General features: G+C 68.2%; 14 protein-coding genes. 8 read left to right on the forward strand and 6 right to left on the reverse strand.

All coding sequences use genetic code 11. The features are described from left to right. Positions 1–6: 6 nt before the first annotated feature. Positions 7–1020, reverse strand: a complete 1014-nt coding sequence (locus tag IFSED24_RS13850) for a hypothetical protein (protein WP_491332063.1) — start codon at positions 1018–1020, stop codon at positions 7–9. 116 nt (positions 1021–1136) lie between these two features. After that, positions 1137–2387, reverse strand: coding sequence for a hypothetical protein (locus IFSED24_RS13855; RefSeq protein ID WP_491332064.1), 1251 nt, complete (start codon positions 2385–2387; stop codon positions 1137–1139). 258 nt (positions 2388–2645) lie between these two features. Here IFSED24_RS13855 and IFSED24_RS13860 point away from each other — a divergent pair, with 258 nt between their 5' ends. Further along, entirely contained in the window at positions 2646–3176 is a 531-nt protein-coding gene (locus IFSED24_RS13860) for a hypothetical protein (protein WP_491332065.1), read from the forward strand. A gap of 13 nt (positions 3177–3189) precedes the next feature. Here the strand turns inward: IFSED24_RS13860 and IFSED24_RS13865 are convergent, their stop codons facing one another. From IFSED24_RS13865 to IFSED24_RS13875, 3 genes are all read right to left on the reverse strand, one after another. Further along, positions 3190–3714 (reverse strand): hypothetical protein, encoded by a 525-nt coding sequence (locus IFSED24_RS13865; protein ID WP_491332066.1) that lies wholly within the window; start codon positions 3712–3714, stop codon positions 3190–3192. 37 nt (positions 3715–3751) lie between these two features. Continuing rightward, complete coding sequence (locus tag IFSED24_RS13870) at positions 3752–4510, reverse strand: hypothetical protein (protein ID WP_491332067.1); 759 nt, start codon at positions 4508–4510, stop codon at positions 3752–3754. 91 nt (positions 4511–4601) lie between these two features. Further along, on the reverse strand, positions 4602–6845 hold the full coding sequence (locus tag IFSED24_RS13875) for an LVIVD repeat-containing protein (protein WP_491332068.1): 2244 nt from the start codon (positions 6843–6845) through the stop codon (positions 4602–4604). Between the two features lie 243 nt (positions 6846–7088). Here IFSED24_RS13875 and IFSED24_RS13880 point away from each other — a divergent pair, with 243 nt between their 5' ends. The 3 genes from IFSED24_RS13880 to IFSED24_RS13890 are packed head-to-tail and all read left to right on the forward strand — an operon-like array spanning position 7089 to position 10082. After that, a complete protein-coding gene (locus tag IFSED24_RS13880) occupies positions 7089–7535 on the forward strand; it encodes a hypothetical protein (RefSeq protein WP_491332069.1) in 447 nt (148 codons plus the stop codon). Next, on the forward strand, positions 7528–7734 hold the full coding sequence (locus IFSED24_RS13885; RefSeq protein ID WP_491332070.1) for a helix-turn-helix transcriptional regulator: 207 nt from the start codon (positions 7528–7530) through the stop codon (positions 7732–7734). The genes IFSED24_RS13880 and IFSED24_RS13885 overlap by 8 nt, the downstream gene beginning before the upstream one ends. Before the next feature lie 53 nt (positions 7735–7787). Further along, positions 7788–10082, forward strand: coding sequence for a hypothetical protein (locus IFSED24_RS13890; protein WP_491332071.1), 2295 nt, complete (start codon positions 7788–7790; stop codon positions 10080–10082). Positions 10083–10125: 43 nt separating this feature from the next. Here the strand turns inward: IFSED24_RS13890 and IFSED24_RS13895 are convergent, their stop codons facing one another. Next, a complete protein-coding gene (locus tag IFSED24_RS13895; protein WP_491332072.1) occupies positions 10126–12795 on the reverse strand; it encodes a protein kinase domain-containing protein in 2670 nt (889 codons plus the stop codon). A gap of 211 nt (positions 12796–13006) precedes the next feature. On the opposite strand from IFSED24_RS13895, the gene IFSED24_RS13900 reads away from it, so the two are divergent. The 4 genes from IFSED24_RS13900 (at position 13007) to IFSED24_RS13915 (ending at position 17688) form a co-directional block, all read left to right on the forward strand. Next, complete coding sequence (locus IFSED24_RS13900; protein WP_491332073.1) at positions 13007–15439, forward strand: M14 family metallopeptidase; 2433 nt, start codon at positions 13007–13009, stop codon at positions 15437–15439. Between the two features lie 165 nt (positions 15440–15604). Then, positions 15605–16060 carry a large conductance mechanosensitive channel protein MscL gene (gene mscL, locus IFSED24_RS13905; protein WP_491332074.1) on the forward strand — a complete coding sequence of 152 codons (456 nt, stop codon included), beginning with the start codon at positions 15605–15607 and terminating at the stop codon, positions 16058–16060. Between the two features lie 119 nt (positions 16061–16179). Then, on the forward strand, positions 16180–16908 hold the full coding sequence (locus IFSED24_RS13910; protein WP_491332075.1) for a protein kinase domain-containing protein: 729 nt from the start codon (positions 16180–16182) through the stop codon (positions 16906–16908). A gap of 123 nt (positions 16909–17031) precedes the next feature. After that, on the forward strand, positions 17032–17688 hold the full coding sequence (locus IFSED24_RS13915) for a porin family protein (RefSeq protein WP_491332076.1): 657 nt from the start codon (positions 17032–17034) through the stop codon (positions 17686–17688). Positions 17689–17690: the final 2 nt, after the last annotated feature.

Raw genomic sequence — 17690 nt, forward strand, 5'->3', positions numbered from 1 at the left:
ACTCCATCAGCGATACAGCGCCTTGATCTCGCTCCAGCTCCGCACATCCACGGTCACAGCCCCCGACAACCCGGTGATCGCCAGCAGGTACTCGTCGACGAGGTAGCCGCACGGCTGCATGTCCGCGTAATACGGACGCACCTGCAAGGTCACGACCTGGCCCGGCACGGTCGGCACCACGAGCTGGCCCGTCTCGCAGATGCCGAACTCGTAGGGGAAGAGCGAGATCTCGTCGCAGCCGTCGAGGAAGAGCACGTCGAAGCTGGCGGGCCAGGAGTAGGGCGCCGTGGCCTCGATGAGCACCTGATCGCCGGCGGCCGTGAACTGGAACCAGTCGCTGTCGCGCTGCCAGTCCGCGCCGTTCTGGCAATAGCCCACCGTGCCGCAGAAATGCAGGGTCTCGGCGTCGAGCGGCCGCTCGAGGATCTGGAACACCGGCGGGTCCACGTCGCAGCCGCCGTTGTAGGTGTCGACGTAGCCGGGGTAGAGCGACGGCTCGCCCTCGAGGACGTCGCCGGACGAGCAGCCGAAATCGCAGGGCAGGTTCTCGCAGACGGTCACCACGTAGGCGCCGCAGGCACCGCCGTAGCCGTCGATGACCAGGTAGTAGCGCATCCCGGACACGAGCGGCACGCTCTCCAGCTTGGAGACGTAGTCGGGGTAGAAGTCGTCGTTGCAGTCCACCAGGTTCAGGTCCTCGTCGTAGAGGTACACCTTGGTGTCGTAGCTCGACCCCATCAGGTCCACGTCGACCACGGTGTCGTGTCCGGGCAGGAAGGTGTAGACCACGTCGGGGGAAGTGGAGCCCGAGTACGGGCAGACCTCGTCGTAGTCGTCGAGGTTGTCGCAGGTGGCGCCGGTGTCGGCGAAGGGCAGCATCACCGGCAGCGCGGTGGCGATGTCCTCGCCGCCTTCACGGGCGTCCCGGGCGCCGCGCGCGCCAACATGGTCGGTGGATTTCTGGGCCTGGACGGGCATGGCGAGCAGCAGCAGGCCGGTCACGAGGGCGAGGGAGCGCATGACGGTCCTCCTGGTCTGAGCGGGGACCGTCATGATATCACGAATCGCGATTCAATTCCACGGGACGCCAGGGCCACGCGCCCGCATCGGCCCACGGGTGCGGGCAGCCACCGGGGCTACTGCGGGCTCGTCACGACCGACGAAGGCGGTGCGGGGATCGTGCCGCCGGTGGAGCTCGGCGAGGCGAACGGCGATGATTCAGTCTCTTGCCGCCAGTTCACCACCGGTCGCTCCAAAGCCGAGGCGCCGCCAGCGAATTCCCCGGCCACCTCCCGGTCCTCCTGGACGAACCGCTGCCAGCGTCCGTGGAGCTTCTCGCGGATGGCCGCGGCCTCGCGGACGTGGCCCATGGCCGCTTCCCGCTCGGCGACCCGGAGCTCGAGCACCGGATCGGCCGGGGCGAGCAGGGCCGCCGCATGCGCGGTCCAGAGGGGAGCCAGGCGCAGTCCATTCTCAGCGAGCGTGCCAGTGATCCGGTCCAGCTCCTGGCTGAGGTCCAGGGGACGGAACCAGAGGCCCAGGGCCACCAGGGCGATCAGCAGCGCGGCCGGAATGCGGTCGGCGCCCGCCATGGTGCGAACCACTCGCGGTCCTGCGGCCAGCCGTCCGGCCTCGAGCGCCGAGACCAGCCAGGCGAGGACGCCGAGGCCGGCCAGACCGACGAAAACCAGGAAGGCCTGTTCCAGCTGGAGATCGGTGAAGACAGACGCGGGTCCGGAACGATGCCAGGACCACCAGTCCACCGCGCGCCACAGCGACAAGCCGGCCGTGGCACCCAGCCCCACCAACATGATGCTGATGGCGCACCGGACCCTGCGCCCGGCCAGCAGCAGACCCAGGCCCGGCGCTGCAAAGCCAGCCAGGCCCGCGACCAGGGGCCGACGATGGCCGCGACGCGCCAGCGGACCTTCATCGCAGCGCCGGGCTGCGGAGAGCAGTCCCCCGCACCAGGCAGCCAGCCAGGCCACGCCCGCCACCATGGCGGCGGCGGCCTGAGCGATCACCGCGCGGTCGCCGCCACCGAGCACGCCCGCCTCTTGTGTCCAGACCCAGACGGCGGCGCCAGCCAGCACCACGGCGGCCCCGGCGCTGATCCAGCGCACTCGTTGCCGCCGGGCGTCCGCGGTCATGAGCAGGGAAAGCGGACCCAGCGCGAAGGCGGCCACGAGCCAGAGAACGGGCTTGGCGGGCGGTCGCGCGCCTTCGACAGGGCGAGACTCCACGCTGGCGGATCGTTGACGCCTGGTCCGTGGATGTTGCTGGGGTGTGGGCGTGAGGATGTCGTCGCCCAGGGGCGACAGGCTGCGGATGAGGTCCGGGTCGGTGGCCTCGGGCTCGATGATGTAGGTGCGATCCTCGTTGGCCATGATGATCCAGCCGCCTGACGGGGTCCTTGTCTGCCGCGCTCGCCTCCATCGATCCACGACGCTTCACCTCTCTTTGGCAAGAACCGTGCGGGGATCATGGGAAACGACGGGGCGTCATCGGCCATTGCGAGCGGTGGGTGGTCGAGCAAAACGCGTCCGCATGGGATCCGGATGTTGCAGAGGTCCGCCACGCCATTTGACGCCCGATGTTCAGCGATGATAGAGTCGGCACGATCATGCTCCGAGGAGGTCGGGTTCATGGGACCTGAAATCACGGCAGCGCCCGGTGACGGGCCGGCCGTCCTGCATCGCTGGTCGGCGCGCAAGCTGCAGCCGATCATCCTGCTCTACGTGGCCCTGGTCTTCGCCGCCTTCATGGTGTTCGCGTACTTCGTGGTCCACTCGCCGACCGCGGTGAAGGCGCTGGCGGCCGCGGCGGTGGGCGGTATCGTTCCGCTCGTCCCCGGAGTCCTCAATCGGATCGAGTATCGCCTGGACGAATCCGGGCTCCAGAAGCGTCCGTTCCGCCCGAAATCGCCGCGGGATTACGAGGACGTCTTCCGCTGGTATCAGCTGAGCCACGTGGTCCCGGTCCGTAACGGATTCAAGTTCTACAAGCCCCTGGACGAGCCGAACCCGCTGCGCCGGTTCTGGAAAGCCCACATCTCCGACGCCTACTCCGGCGAGTTCCAGGTGGAGGCAAAGGATCGGGGGCGCGTCCTGGAGGTCATGGCGGCCAGGCGCATCCCGACCGCGAAGCCGGCATGCCGATCCGTTCCTGGAGCGTAGCGTCCAGAAAGCTCTAGAACACCACACCCACGGTCACGTCGAACCAGCCGGTGGCCTCACCATCGAGCTGGATCCGGTGATAGCCCGCCCTCGCCTCGAAGTGGTGCACCCACGCTGCGATGCCCAGCTGCCACGAGAAATGGGTCATGCGGCCGCCCCCGCCCTCGATCAGGAGCTCGCTGTGGTTGGTCACGCCCAGTCCGAGAAAGCCCCTCAACCACCCGGCATTGGCCTGCCCGAGGGCCTGGATCTCCCAGGCGTCGAAGTCCTCGCCGAAGTAGTCGCCGAGCACCGGCAGATCGCCCAGGAGGTTCTTGAATTCGTGGTAGGTGACGATCCCGCCGAGGTCGAAGACCGGGGAGAGCGGCGTGGTCAGGTACCCGCCGACGTTGTAACCGGCGTCGAAGCCGCTCTTGAAATCGCCGGCCGGGAAGCTGCCGCCGATGAAGATGGACCCCGTGGTCTCCGCGGAGGCGAGACCGCTGCAGATGACGAGGCAGAGGATGGTCGTGGCAAGGCGGATCCTGGAACCGGTCATGGTCGGCACTCCCGTTCGTAAGCTGAGGACAGGGTGGTCATTTCAAGGTCAGGATCGTCCCGACCCCCACGGCGATCACCACGGTGACCGCCGTGTAGAGCCCGGCGCCGAGCAGCGGCGCCAGGAGGGCGACGAACCAGCTATCGACCCTGCGGGTGGCGAACAGCCGGAGGTAGGCGTACAGCAGATAGACGATGCCGACCACATCCAGGGAGATCATGTACCCCGATTCCTGCAACGACTCCGTGCTCATGAAGAACATGGGGACCACGAGCACGAGCTGCAGGACGTTGATCTCACCGATGAAATAGGCGTTGAAGGCCATGTGCCGAGAGAAACCCGCGATCCGCCGCCGATACAGCAGGAAGCTGAAGAGGGACAACGCGGGCAGCATCAGGAACAGCGTCGAGAGCGCGCTGTAATCGCGGTTCAGCTTCTTGTAGATCATGGCGGCCGCGTCGGCGATCTCGAGCGCCTGCTCCTGGTCCTCCGCATCCAGCTGGACTTCCCTGCTGGTGATGGAGGACTGGATCTGGTCGTCGAGCATCCGGTCGAAATCGACCGCGGCGTAGAGCAGGAAGGTCAGCACCGCCGTGGTCAGCAGGACCCACTTGACGGGCGAGTAATAGGCCGTCCCGGCATCCTTGCCGTAGGCCTCCACGACCCGCCGGGGACGGATCAGGAGCGCGACGATGGTCTGCCACAGGCCCTTCTGGATGACGAAGGCATCGTCGAGCAGTTCTCGCTTGAAATCGCCCCGGGGCGAGGAGTCGTCCGGCCTATGCGCGGCGGCCATGTGTCCCTCCAACTGACGGAATCCCGACTGTCCGTTCCAGGCTACCGAGTCGGCCTGTGGAAGGAAAGGACAAAGCCCTCGGCGGGTCCGTCTACCGGACGAGCGCCAGCCGACCCTGCGCCACCTGCCCGGCCATTTCCAGACGCGAGAGGTAGACGCCGCTGGGAACCTCCCGGCCCGCGGCATCGCGACCGTTCCAGACGACCTCGTGGCACCCGGCCGCCACGACCCCGTCGACCAGGGTCGCCACCGCACGACCGCGGAGATCGAAGATCCGCAGCCGGACGTGGCCCGTGCTCACGACCGCGTAGTCGAGGCGCGTGGCCGGGTTGAAGGGGTTGGGACGCGCCGCGAGGCTCAGAGCGGCCACCGCAGGGCCGGTCTCCGGTTCGACCGGCAACACGCCATCGCAGTGGGTCCAGGCCAGGTGGAGCCCGTGGCCGCTGCACGCGACTCCCACCAGCGAACCGCAGGCGTCCACGGCCACCGCGGGGCCTGGGACCGGCGCCCAGCCCACCACCGCGGGCTCCTCGACGCTGGCGAGGTCGACGATCCAGACGCCGTCGCTCGTGTCGATGACGTAGGCGTAGGAGTCCAGGAACGTCACACGCCTGGCCGAGAAGGGCCCGCTCACCGTGCTCAGCATGGAGAGCGCGGTCGGATCGGAGATATCGACCACGTACAGTCGGCCGTCCCAGGCGTCGGCCACCAGTGCGATTTCTCCACGGCAGGCGACGTCGTAGGCGGGGTTGGACAGCTCGAGGGTGCCGGCAAGCTGCGGTGCCACCGGATCCGAGATGTCCACGGCGTGGAGGCCCGTGCTGGTGGCGATGAAAACGTGGTCCCCGACACGGTCGATACCGCTTTCCAGGCCCGGGAGGTTGAGACCGCCGACCGGGACCGGCGCGGCGAGGTCGGCGAGATCCACGACGGTCAGCCCGGCGATCTGCGAGATGGCGAAGGCATACCCGCCGTCGCTCGTGACGGCCAAAGGCGGACCGGGCATGCCCGCAGACCCCAGGACCACCGGCGCTTCCGGTTCGGTAGCGTCCAGGATCTTGAGGCTGCCGCTGGTGCCCTCACCGGTCGCCTGATCGCCCCAGAAGAGGAGCGGTCCGTCGCGGTGCACGCAGCGGCCCTGAGCTCCCATGTCCAGGGCACCCATGAGAGCCGGCGTGGGCAGGGTCCCGAGGGCGAGCACCTGCAGCTCCTGCCGATTCACGATGTAGGCGTGGGTGGATCCCATGGCCACGTCCTGGACGTAACCGGGCAGGCCCAGCGTCTCGTCCCAGGGCAGGAGCACGGGATCGGTCGGCTGGCTCGCATCGACGACCCGGAGCCCGTCGCTGGCACAGGCGGCCTGGATGGTCGACCCCACGCCCACGAGATCCCAGATCGTGTGGGGGACCGCCACGCGGCCCAGGATCTGCGGATCAAGGGGATCGTCGAGATCGATGACCGCCACTTCGGTCTCCGGGTATGCCGGCGTGTCGAGGGCTGCATGGAGCAAGGCGCCCTGGACCGTCAGGCTGCGCGAAGGGCCCGAACCGCCGATCCAGCCCACCTGCTCGATGGCGGCCGGGTCGGAGATGTCGAGGATCCGGATCGGATTGGCGGCATCCGCCACGTAGGCATACGGCCCGTCCACGGCGATGTCGACGAGGCCGCCGCCGAAGTAGTATTCGCCGAAGACGATCGACGGGTCGGTCGGATCGGAGACGTCCAGGGCCAGGACCACGCTGTCGAATGTATCGATGTAGGGTCCCACCAGGAAGAGGTACGTGCCCGACAGGGCCATCCGCGAGCCGCCGACCAGGAAGAGGTCGTTGACGTGCACGGGCTGTTCGGGGTGCGAGATGTCCACCACCAGGACGCCGCCGCCCCAGGGCCCGTAGGTCACGTACAGGTGCACGCCCTTGGCCACCACGTCCCAGGCCATGTCCGGAATGGGCAGCGAGCCCGCCACCTGCATGTCGGCCGGGTTCGAGATGTCGAGGATCTGCAGATCCTCCTCGTAATTGATCACGGCGAGCACGGACCCGGACACCGCCAGCCGCGTACCGGGGATGGCGATCTTGTCGAGAGCCCGGGGCGTGGTGGGATCCGATACGTCGAAGCTCGCGATCCCGGTGGAGGTGGCGAGGAACAGCGTGTCGCCGTGGCGCAGCACGCCCTCGGCGCTACCCTGGCCGAGCAGGCCGCCGGCCAGGGGCGCCGGTCCAGGGTAGTAGTCATCGTAGTCCAGGCAATCCTGCTGGGCGAGGCCGAGGACCGGCAGCAGGAGCAGCGTGGCCAGGAGCGTGGTCAGCCGCAGGGCACGGTGGCGGCCATGCATGATCATCCCTCCAGATCATGGTCCAGATCGCGGTGTCGTTCCAGATCATGGCTCATGGCCCCCCTGGCCGACATTTGATCAATGAGTATACCAATCCTGAACAACCCCCGTCAATTCACCTGACCCAGGCGATCGACGGGCAGCCAGCCTGCGCGAGGAGCGATGGGTCAGTGTAAGAAATACTTGACTTCTTGCGACCAGGTGTGTAAATTTTTTCTTACACGCCCAACCAGGGAGAAGCCCATGTCACTCGCCCGCAAGACGGCCCTCATCTCCGGCACCGCCTGGTTCCTCATCACCATCGCCCTGTTTGCCGTGTTCTTCACCGTCGGCCCCGAGGCGTTCACCGCCGAGAAGAACAAGGGTGCCCGGCTCCTGTCGGCCAACATCATCCTGCCCGGGTACCTGCTGAATTTCGGCATTCTCGTGTGGAGCCGACGCGGACGGCGGCGCGGCGACCTCGACGAGCGCGACAAGGCCGTGGAACGCCAGGCCTCGGCGGCCTCGCTGATCGTCATGCTGATCCTGTTCTTCGGGGCCACCCTGGCGCTCTTCGAGCATTACCGGGAACTGGGCGCGGTGCCGGCAGGCTGGCTCTACCTGCTGGCCTACGGCTCCGTCGCGGTGGTGTCGCTGCTGCATCCGATAGTGAGCCTGATCGTGGACTACAGCGGTGCCGCCGATGGCTAAGGCCCGCATCCGCAACCACGTGCGCCGCCTGCGCGAGGAGCACGGCCTGACCCAGACCGCGCTGGCCGCGCAGTGCGGCTGCACGCGCCAGACCATCATCATGCTCGAGCAGGAGAAGTACGTGCCATCGCTGTCGCTGGCGTTCTCGGTGGCCGGGGCGTTCGGCGTGGCCATCGAGGACGTGTTCGAGCCCGACTGACAGGCGGCAGCCTCCCATGGTATAATTTCCCAACTAACGAAGGATTGGTGATCATGTTTCGCCCGCTACTCACGATCCTCCTCGCCCTGGGCCTGGCCGCGGCCGGCCTCGCCGACACTGACTGCGCCGATTACACCGGAGGCCTGCGCTGCATCGGCAGCGCCGAGGTCCCGTCCTATCCCTCGGGATCCGTCAGCCCGGCCGGTTACGACGACTTCGTCGTCAAGGGCGGCACGGTCTACGCCTTCCAGTCCCACGTCGGCCTGCGGGTGATCGACATCGGCGACCCCGCCGACCCCGTGGCGCGCGGCAGCTTCCCCCTGGAGCAATACGAGCACGCCCGCCTCACCGCCATCGACCACTACGTCGTGATCCTGCTCGGCAGCGCGATCGTGATCATCGACGTCGACGACCCCGACGCCCCGAGCTACGCGACCCATCTCTTCCTGCCCGGACAGCCCCAGGACCTCGTGCTCCTCGACGACCGCCTCCTGCTGGTGGCCGGCGGCGACGCCGGCCTGGTGCTGGTCGACCTCGACGACCCCGCCGTCCCGCAGATCGCGGACCAGTTCGACCTCGGCCTGCCGGTGGAATGCCTGGCCCGCGACGGCGATACGGTGGCGGCCATGGCGGCCGGCACGGTGCTCGTGATCGACGTCGCCGTGCCGAGCTGGCCAGTGGTCCGGGGATCGCTGGCCGTCGGCGGCGCCACCGGCGATCTGGCGCTGGGTCTGGAGGGCGACCTGGTGGTGATCGGCCGGCGCTTCACCAGCACCTTCGTCGACATCGGCGATCCGCAGGCGCCGGTTCTCCTGGGCGAGCTGCCAGTGGGCGGTCACGGCGCGGCCATCATCGACGGCGTGGCCTACCTGTCCAGCCGCTACAGCTACGAGATCCCCGACGGCCTGTACCTGTACGACGTCCACAGCGGCCGTCGCGACCGCTTCGACCCCGAGCTGCTCAACTGGATCCCCATTCCCCAGGGGACCCACGGCCACCAGCGAATCCCGGGCACCGACCTGGTGGTGTCGATCATCCAGGGCGCGCACCTGGCCACCGAGGGACCCCTCGGCCTGCAGATCTTCGAGCGCGCCGGCTACGGGACGGCGCCCCCACCCACGGGCGTGGTCGTGAACCCCTATGTCGAGAGGCGTTACGAGGCCGTGTTCGTGGGCTCGTATTGCTACATCGGCAAGGGCGACGACCTGGGCGTCTGCGACGTGAGCGACGTGACGGCCCCGGTGTACCTGCAGGACATCCCCAGCGGCATCGAATGCCTCGACGCGAGCGGCGGCTTCCTGTTCACCGCCTACGAGATCATGTTCGGCGACAACCGCTTCCACAGCTGGTCGCTCGCCGACCCGGCGAACCCGGTCCAGGTGGACCTGCTGGTGACCGAGAACTACCGCCCCCTCGACCTGAAGGTGCACCAGGGCGCCATGTACGTGACCCGCCACGACGGCGGCCTCGAGATCAACGACGTGCGCGACCCCGCCGCCATGACGACGGTCACCCCTCAGTGGCCGTCCGCCCAGGCCCTCAACCAGATCCGGATCCTGGACGGCGAGCTCTGGATCGGCGCGGCCATCGGCCTGTTCCGTGTCGACGTGACCGACCCGTTCGCGCCCGAGATCCAGGAGGTCTATCCCGCCCGCGGCGATCTGCACCAGGTGGTCTGGGGCGGCGACCGGCGTCTGGCCTTCGTGGTGGACCACACCGCGAACCAGCCCGACGCCTGGGAGATCTGGGACGTCACCGACACCGCCACCGCGGCCCGGCTCGCGCGGGTGGAACAGCCGTGCTTCTGGGAGCCGACCGTGGTGGATATCCGGTGGCACGGCGATGTGGTCTACGTGGCGTCCATGATGACGGTGGACCTCTACCGCTGGGACGGCACCGGCGACCCCGAGCACCTGGCGTTCATCCCGGAGGGTCCGGATTCGCCCAATGGCCCGGGTTCCCGGTTGAGCCTGCAGATCCACGCGGGCAACCTGGTGGTCTTCGGCGGCCACGACGTCGAGCTACGGCTGTGGCCGCTGCAGTGTCCGGCGACGCCGACCGCAGCGCCGGCGTTGACGCCGCGGACGGCCGCCGGGCCGATCCTGCTGGCGGCGCCCAACCCGTTCAATCCGCGCACGACCTTCACGCTGGCCGGGTCCCCCGGTTCGTCCCCGGCGGTGGAGATCTTCGATGCGCGGGGACGGCGGGTGCGGACGCTGGCGGGCACCGGGGCCGCGATCTGGGATGGCCGAGACGGGCGAGGACGGGAGCTGCCCGCCGGCGTGTATCTGGCGCGAGTGAAGACACCGCTGGGGGAAGCGGTGAGGCGGGTGGCGTTGGTGCGGTAGGGCCACTGTTTCACGAGCTGCGGCGAGTCGGCTTCCCGCCCGCCTACCGCAACTCCTCGGTCCAGTTCTGCACCAGCACCAGTCGCGTCAACTGGCTCATCCCCAGGCGATGGTTGATGACCAGCCGCTCGCCGTCGGGGAACAGATCGTAGATGGCGCCGGGTCGCGACGGATTCAGCTCGTGCAGCTGGCGCACCCGGCCCACGGAGAACGCCGGCCCCGAACCGTCGATCTCGGCGATGTTGAGGTGGTCGTCGTTGTCGAGATAGTAGAGATACTTGCCGTCGGGGCTCCAGCGTGGCCGGTCGCCCTCGTTGGTGGAGACCTGCCACTTGCTGCCGGGGCCGGGGAACGGCGTGACGTAGACCTCCTCGCGGCCGCTCTCCTCGGAGGTGAGGGCGAGCCAGCGCCCATCCGGAGAGAACATGCCGTCCCATTCGGCGAACGGGGTCTTCAGGAACGGCCGTGGCGGCTCGCTGGTATCGGCGTGCGCCACCCAGATGTCCGCATCGGCGCCCACCGCCTCGACGTAGGCGATGAGGCCGCCGTCGGGCGACCAGCTCATGGGGAACAGCCGCTCGGCCGAGGCGGCCACCAGCCGCGCCGCGCCGGTGCCGTCGGCCGACTTCACGTAGAGGCCCCGCCCAGCTTCCCGTGCCGAGTAGAAGGCCACCTCGCGACCGTCGGGCGACCAGACCGGCGTCCGGTCGGTGTTCGCATCGAACGTCAGGCGCGTGCGGATGCCCCGGTTCAGGTCCCAGATCCAGATGTCGATATTGCTGCTGGCCATGTCCTCGATGTCCACGGCCACCCGCGTTCCGTCGGGCGAGACCCGCGGCGTGTACTGCGTCAGTGCCGGACCGATCCGTCCCTGCGGACTGCCGTCCACGCCCATGATCTCCAGCTGGGACCCGCTGGCGATATCGCCTTCCCGATAGACGAGCAGGCCGCCGGGCGCCACCGTGAACACGCCGCGGCTCCAGTTGGTCAGGGTGGAGATCCCCTCGGCCAGGGGCACCGCGTCGCCGGTGACGCGGCCGGCCCCGGCGTCGAACGGCAGCGCCATGAGCGTCCGCTCGCGCACGAAGAAGATCTGACCGTCGGCGTAGGCCGCGTTGGACCTGGCCCGGAAGAGCCGCTCGACTCCGGGCGCATCGAGGCTGCCCAGGCAGACGGCGTCGTTCTCGCTGCCGGCGTCGCTGCCGGTGCGGGCGAAGAAGAGGAAGCGGCGCCCATCGGGCAGGAACTGGACCCAGCGGTGCGTGAAGTCTTCCTGGGTCGAATCGAGGACGGTCACCGCCAGGGACTCGCCCCCCGCGGCCGGAACCCGGTGGATCACGTCGGTGGACGTCGGGGTGAAGAGGATCACGTCGTCGGTGTTCCAGCTGCCGCCGCGTCCGCTCGCCGCCTCGCAGAGGGTCAGGGTGGGTCCACCGGTGGCCAGCACCTTCTTGAGCTTCCCCTCGGCGAAGAAGGCGATGTACCGGCTGTCGGGCGACCAGAACGGGAACATGGCGAACTCGGTGCCCGGCAGCGGGATCCCCGTCAAGGAGTCGAGGGGCCGGATCCAGAGCCGCGGATCGTCGGCCGTCGAATCGCGGGCGACGTAGGCCAGCTTCTTGCCGTCGGGCGAGAGCTCGGCCATGCCGCCGGCCAGGCTCCAGAGCTCGGAGCCGTCGGTCAGCTGGATGTTGGTGCGCATCACGCGTACCTCGCGATGGTCCAGTCGCCACGCGGTGTAACCCAGGTAGGCCGCCACCACGGCCAGGAGACCGACCGCCGCGGCGAGGACCGTCTCGCGCCGCTTGCGTCGCCGCGAGACCTTCACCGGGACGCCGGCCTGCGAGCCGCCATCGATGATCCACTGCAGGGCGCGCCTCAGATCGCCGGCGGTCTGCCAGCGATCGTCGGGATCCTTCTGCAGACACTGGTCGATGACCTGCTCGAGCATGGGCGGCGCCAGGGGCTGGAGCTGCGACACCGACGGCGGCGTCTCCTTGAGGATCGAGGCGATCAGACTCGCCTGGCTCTTGCCGTGGAAGGCCTTCTGACCGGTGGCCATCTCGTAGAGCAGGGCTCCGAAGGCGAAGATGTCGCTGCGCGCATCGGCCTCGCCGCCCTCCAGCGCCTCGGGCGCCATGTACTGGATGGTGCCGAGGATGGTCCCGTCCATGGTCAGGGGCGCGGACACCGGGATGGTGACCTGCGACGCCGAACTCGCCGTGGTGGGCCCGGGCGTGCTGAGCTTGGCCAGGCCGAAGTCCAGGATCTTGGCCCCGCCGCGGGTCAGCATGACGTTTCCCGGCTTGAGGTCGCGGTGGATCAGGCCCTGGCGATGGGCAGCATCCAGGCCGTCGGCCACCTGGATGGCGATGCGCAGCGCCTCATTGGTGGTGAGCGGGCCCTGCTTGAGGCGCTCGGCCAGAGACTCGCCCTCGATGTATTCCATGACCAGGAAGTCGGTCCCATCCTCGTGGCCCACGTCGTGCAGCGTGCAGATGTTGGGATGGTTGAGGCTGGAGATGGCCCGCGCCTCGCGCTGGAAACGCGCCCGCAGTTCGTCGCTGAGCGCCACGTGGTCGGGCATGACCTTGATGGCCACCGTGCGTTCGAGTCGCGTGTCGGTGGCCTTGTAGACCTCGCCCATGCCGCCGGCGCCGATGGCGGCCGTGATCTCGTAGTGGCCGAGCTTCTGTCCTGGGGTCAGGGGCATGGCATTCTCCAGGGGCTTTTTCGACATTGGCGGATTTAAATTCAGATAACCTTCATCTGTTTTCAGAACCGTCAAGATAGACGCGATAGGTCAGAATCGCCGCGAGTCCGTCCGCCAGGACAGCCGCGACCCGCCGAAGACTTGAGCCCGCGATCCATGGTATCATTCCAGGTGATCCTGCTGTTCGATCGCTCCAGCCGAGGGGAAGACCGTGAAGACTGCCCGCACTCGTTCCACCCGCCGCGCCGGCCTGGTCGCCGCGGTCCTCGTGTCCCTGGCCCTGGTCGTGCCGGCCGTCAGCGTGGCTGCCGACACCAGCCACAGCCTGATCCGCTTCTGGCTCGAGAGCGAGTCCGATCAGCAGTTCTTCGCCGAGAACCAGGCCGGCTGGGACGTGGTCGCCGGCCGCGCGGGACGCTTTGCCGACGTGGTCGTCCCCCGCGACGAACTGGCCCGGTGGCTCACCCTGGGCTCGCGCGTGGAGGTGCTCCAGGAGGACATGGAGGCGTTCTACGCCGCGCGCAACGGCAACCGCGACAACTTCGGCCTCTACCACACCTACGACGAGGGCGTGGCCTGGCTCGACAGCATCAGCACCGAGTACCCCGAGGTCGTCAGCGCCAAATGGTCGCTGGGCTGGAGCCACGAGGGGCGGAACCTCTGGTGCGTGCGCGTCTCCGACAACCCCGAGCAACACGAGTTCGAGGAGCCCGAGGTCCTCTTCGACGCCCTCCACCACGCGCGCGAGGTCATGACCCCGGAGATGGTGCTCATGCTCACGGCGTACCTGGCCGAGCAGTACCGCGCCGGCGATCCCGAGATCGTCTCGCTGCTCGACGAGAACGCGGTCTACATGGTGCCCTGGGTCAACCCCGACGGTTTCGTCTACAACGAGCTGACCAACCCCGCCGGCGGCGGCATGTGGCGCAAGAACCGCCGCAACAACGGCGACGGCACCATGGGGGTCGACCTGAACCGCAACTATCCCTACGAATGGGGCTGCGACTACGGCAGCAGCGGGGACCCGGGTTCGGAGACCTACCGCGGCCCGTCGGCCGGCAGCGAGCCCGAGACCCAGGCCATGATGCAGTTCATCAACGAGCACGACTTCGTGATCCGCCAGAGCTACCACACCTACGGCGACCTGACCCTCTACCCGTGGGGCTACACCACCGCCGACACCCCCGACAACGCAACCTTCGTGGAGATGGCCGCCGCCATGGTCCAGTACAACGGCTACACGCCGGGCCAGCCGGGCGAGGTGCTCTACGACGTCTGCGGCGGCAACATCGACTGGGATTACGGCCAGCAGGACGAGCACACCAAGATCTTCGCCTTCAGCAACGAGATCGGCAGCACGGGCTTCTGGCCCTCCGACGCCGAGCGCCAGGGCCTCTTCGACGAGAACCTCTGGCCCGCGCTCTACCTCATCGCCACCGCCGGCGACCTGCGCGGACCGTCGTTCATCCACACGCCGGTGCCGTTCCAGGCCCCCTACATGGGACCGCAGCAGGTGACCGCCCGGATCGAGGGCTTCGGCGGCGCGGAGATCGCTCCCGGCAGCGTCCGCCTGAACTGGCGCGTCGACGGCGGCGCCTGGATCGAGGAACCGCTCACCGCCACCGGGCTGCCGGGCGAGTACTCCGGCACCATTCCCCAGGCTCCCGGCGATGGCGTGGTCGTGGAGTACTACCTCGCGGCCAGCGACGTCTACGGCTACGCCGGCACCGCACCACGCGGCGCCCCCGACGTCCTGTTCACCTACGAGATCGCCACCGCGTTCGACCACGCCATGGAAACCGACCGCGGCTGGACCGTGGGCGCGCCCGACGACGACGCGAACGCGGGCCTCTGGGTGCGCGTCGATCCGGTGGGCACCAGCTACAACGGCGCCGTGGTCCAGCCCGAGGACGACCACACCGACCTCGGCACCCAGGCCTGGATCACCGGCCAGCACGTGGCCGGCGAGTCGGCCGGCTTCAACGACGTGGACGGCGGCAAGACCACGCTCTACTCCCCGGTCTACGACCTCACGGGCGGCGTGGACGTGGCGATCCGCTACTGGCGCTGGTACACCAACGACGCCGGCAACAATCCGGGCGAGGACTCCTGGGACGTGGAGATCTCCAACGACGGCGGCGCCACCTGGACCACCCTCGAGCACACCCTCGAGTCGGATGCCCAGTGGCTCGAGCAGCAGTTCCTGCTGGCCGACTACTTCGCGGCCCCGGCCCAGGTGCAGCTGCGCTTCGTGGCCAGCGACCTCGACGCCGGCTCCCTGGTGGAGGCCGGCGTGGACGACTTCCTGCTCGTGGGCGACTTCGGCGGCGCCACGGGCGTGGACGACGGCACGGTGCCTGGCGTGCTCGACGTGGCGCTGGCCGCGGCGCCCAACCCGTTCAACCCCTTGACCACGCTCCACTTCCGCCTGCCGACCGCCGGCGCGACCCAGCTCGGCGTGTTCAACATCCGCGGCCGGCTGGTCAAGAGCCTGGTGCGCGAGGACCTGCCGGCGGGCGACCACGCGGTCACCTGGAACGGTCGGGACGCGCTGGGGCGGCCGGTGGCCAGCGGGGTATACTTCGTGCGGCTGCTGACGCCGGATGGCGAGGAGATGAGCCGGAAGCTGCTGCTGGCGAAGTGACCGTTCCGGCGAGTCGAGAACGAGGGGCCCGCGCTGTCCAGCAGCGCGGGCCCGAGATTTGACTTGCGACCATCCCACCGACCGAACAGAATCTTGCCGACCGTGCCGCGACGACATCTTGGACGACAGCTGCTTGATCCCGTTCCTTAACGTCAGGGGTCCACGATGCTGAAGGAATTCAAGGAATTCGCCGTCAAGGGTAACGTGGTGGATATGGCCGTGGGCATCATCATCGGTGCGGCCTTCGGCACCATCGTCAAGTCGTTCGTCGCCGACGTGATCATGCCGCCCATCGGCATGCTGCTTGGCGGGGTCGACTTCGCCAACATCTTCGTCGTCCTGCGCCAGGGTGCCGCGGCGGCCGGGCCCTACGCCACCCTCGCCGATGCCCAGGCCGCCGGTGCGGTCACCATGAACATCGGCGTGTTCATCAACACGATCATCAGCTTCCTGATCGTGGCCTTCGCCGTGTTCCTGGTCATCCGCAACATCAACAAGCTGAAGCGCGAGGAAGAGGCGCCCGCTCCGGCCGCCCCCACGACCAAGGAATGCCCGCACTGCCTGTCGACGATCCACATCAAGGCCACCAAGTGCGCCTTCTGCGCCTCGGATCTGGCCTGAGAGACCTCGCGGCCGAGGCGCCGGCCGGCGAACAGTCGAATCCGTCTGCCCGGGACTGTCCCGCCTCCGTGGGGCTTCCATGACGGGCGCGTCCGGTGGCCCCTCACCCCGAGGTCGCGATGCCCAGCAGGATCCGTTCGTTCGATTACGAGCCGGGCACCCTCCTGGCCGACAAGTACGTGGTGGACAGCCGCCTCGGCCGCGGCTGGGAGGGCGAGGTCTACCTGGTGAAGGAGCGGTCGACGGGCATCGAGCGGTCGGCCAAGCTCTTCTTCCCCCAGCGCAACCAGGCCAACCGCACGGTGCGGTTCTACGCCAAGAAGCTGCACAAGCTGCGGGAATGCTCGATCCTGATCCAGTACCACACCCAGGAGCAGGTGGAGCACGAGGGCGTGCCGGTGACCATGCTGGTCTCCGATTACGTGGAGGGCGAGCTGCTCGCCGAGTTCCTCAAGCGCCAGCCCGGGCGCCGCATGGGCTGGTTCCAGGGCCTGCACCTGCTGCACGGGCTGGCGGCCGGCATCGAGGCCATCCACGACATGGGCGAGTACCACGGCGACCTGCACGACGAGAACATCATCATCAACCGCCGGGGCGTCGGCTTCGAGATCAAGCTGCTGGACATGTTCCACTGGGGTCGGCCAAGCGCCCGCACCATCCGCGCCGACGTGCGCGACCTGGTCAAGCTGTTCTACGACGCCATCGGCGGACAGCGCCGCTACGCCAAGCACCCCCCCGAAATCAAGGACATCTGCTGTGGCCTGAAGGCGAGCCTCATCCACCGCAAGTTCGTCACGGCGGGCGAGTTGCGCCGGTACCTCGAAACCTTGGAGTGGTATTCGCGGTAGGATGCCCGACCAGGCCACCCGACGGCCACAGGCCAGCCCGGATCCCTCATTCCTCCTTGACCGGCATCCTGGTCATCGTCTCATAATGGGAACGGCGGGAACGAACGAGTGAAAGAGAAGCGCATGATCCTGCGTCCGATCCTCACGATCTGCCTCATCACGGTCATGGCCACGACGTCGGCCAGCGCGCTGGGCGGCAAGCTCGGGGTGCAGATCGCCGGGATCAACAACCGCCTGGCCGGCGAACTCCCGGAGGAAGGCAAGTGGCGGCAGAGCCACAGCCTGGGCTACGGACTGACGGCCGAACTGAACCTCACCTCCGACGTCGCCCTGAGTTTCCAGCCCGGTTACGCACCCCGCCACTGCCGCCAGGAATTCGAGTACCGCAACGAGGTGATCGCCCAATACGACTACGAGATCAACTACTTCGCCCTGCCGCTGCTCGTGCGGGTGAGCGGCAACCCCGTCGGCACCCGCGGATTCGTCACGGCCGGCCTGGAACTGAACGTACTGCTCGACGCCAGCATCGATGTCGGCGAGGGCCGTGTGGACAACACCGACTCGTACCACTCCTCGACCCTCGGCGCCCTGTTCGGCGCCGGTGTCATGGTGCCGCTGGGTCGGAACTTCCTCACCGTGGAGGTCCGCTACAGCCAGGGGCTCAACGACATCGTCGAGCGGGATGGAAGCGAACCCCAGCCGGGACTCGCCAGTCCGAGCGTGAAGTACCGGGGTCTCAGCCTCCAGGCCAGCTTCCTGTTCACGCTGGGGGGTGAGTGACC

The sequence above is a fragment of the Candidatus Latescibacter sp. IFSED24 genome (genome assembly GCF_058273205.1).

Excerpts from the sequence above, each read along its gene's own strand:
- IFSED24_RS13880 (WP_491332069.1), top strand. The coding sequence starts at position 7,089 with ATGTCACTCGCCCGCAAGACGGCCCTCATCTCCGGCACCGCCTGGTTC.
- IFSED24_RS13870 (WP_491332067.1), bottom strand. The coding sequence starts at position 4,510 with ATGGCCGCCGCGCATAGGCCGGACGACTCCTCGCCCCGGGGCGATTTC.
- mscL (WP_491332074.1), top strand. The coding sequence starts at position 15,605 with ATGCTGAAGGAATTCAAGGAATTCGCCGTCAAGGGTAACGTGGTGGAT.
- IFSED24_RS13890 (WP_491332071.1), top strand. The coding sequence starts at position 7,788 with ATGTTTCGCCCGCTACTCACGATCCTCCTCGCCCTGGGCCTGGCCGCG.
- IFSED24_RS13850 (WP_491332063.1), bottom strand. The coding sequence starts at position 1,020 with ATGCGCTCCCTCGCCCTCGTGACCGGCCTGCTGCTGCTCGCCATGCCC.
- IFSED24_RS13865 (WP_491332066.1), bottom strand. The coding sequence starts at position 3,714 with ATGACCGGTTCCAGGATCCGCCTTGCCACGACCATCCTCTGCCTCGTC.
- IFSED24_RS13895 (WP_491332072.1), bottom strand. The coding sequence starts at position 12,795 with ATGCCCCTGACCCCAGGACAGAAGCTCGGCCACTACGAGATCACGGCC.
- IFSED24_RS13885 (WP_491332070.1), top strand. The coding sequence starts at position 7,528 with ATGGCTAAGGCCCGCATCCGCAACCACGTGCGCCGCCTGCGCGAGGAG.
- IFSED24_RS13910 (WP_491332075.1), top strand. The coding sequence starts at position 16,180 with ATGCCCAGCAGGATCCGTTCGTTCGATTACGAGCCGGGCACCCTCCTG.
- IFSED24_RS13855 (WP_491332064.1), bottom strand. The coding sequence starts at position 2,387 with ATGGCCAACGAGGATCGCACCTACATCATCGAGCCCGAGGCCACCGAC.
- IFSED24_RS13860 (WP_491332065.1), top strand. The coding sequence starts at position 2,646 with ATGGGACCTGAAATCACGGCAGCGCCCGGTGACGGGCCGGCCGTCCTG.
- IFSED24_RS13915 (WP_491332076.1), top strand. The coding sequence starts at position 17,032 with ATGATCCTGCGTCCGATCCTCACGATCTGCCTCATCACGGTCATGGCC.
- IFSED24_RS13875 (WP_491332068.1), bottom strand. The coding sequence starts at position 6,845 with ATGCATGGCCGCCACCGTGCCCTGCGGCTGACCACGCTCCTGGCCACG.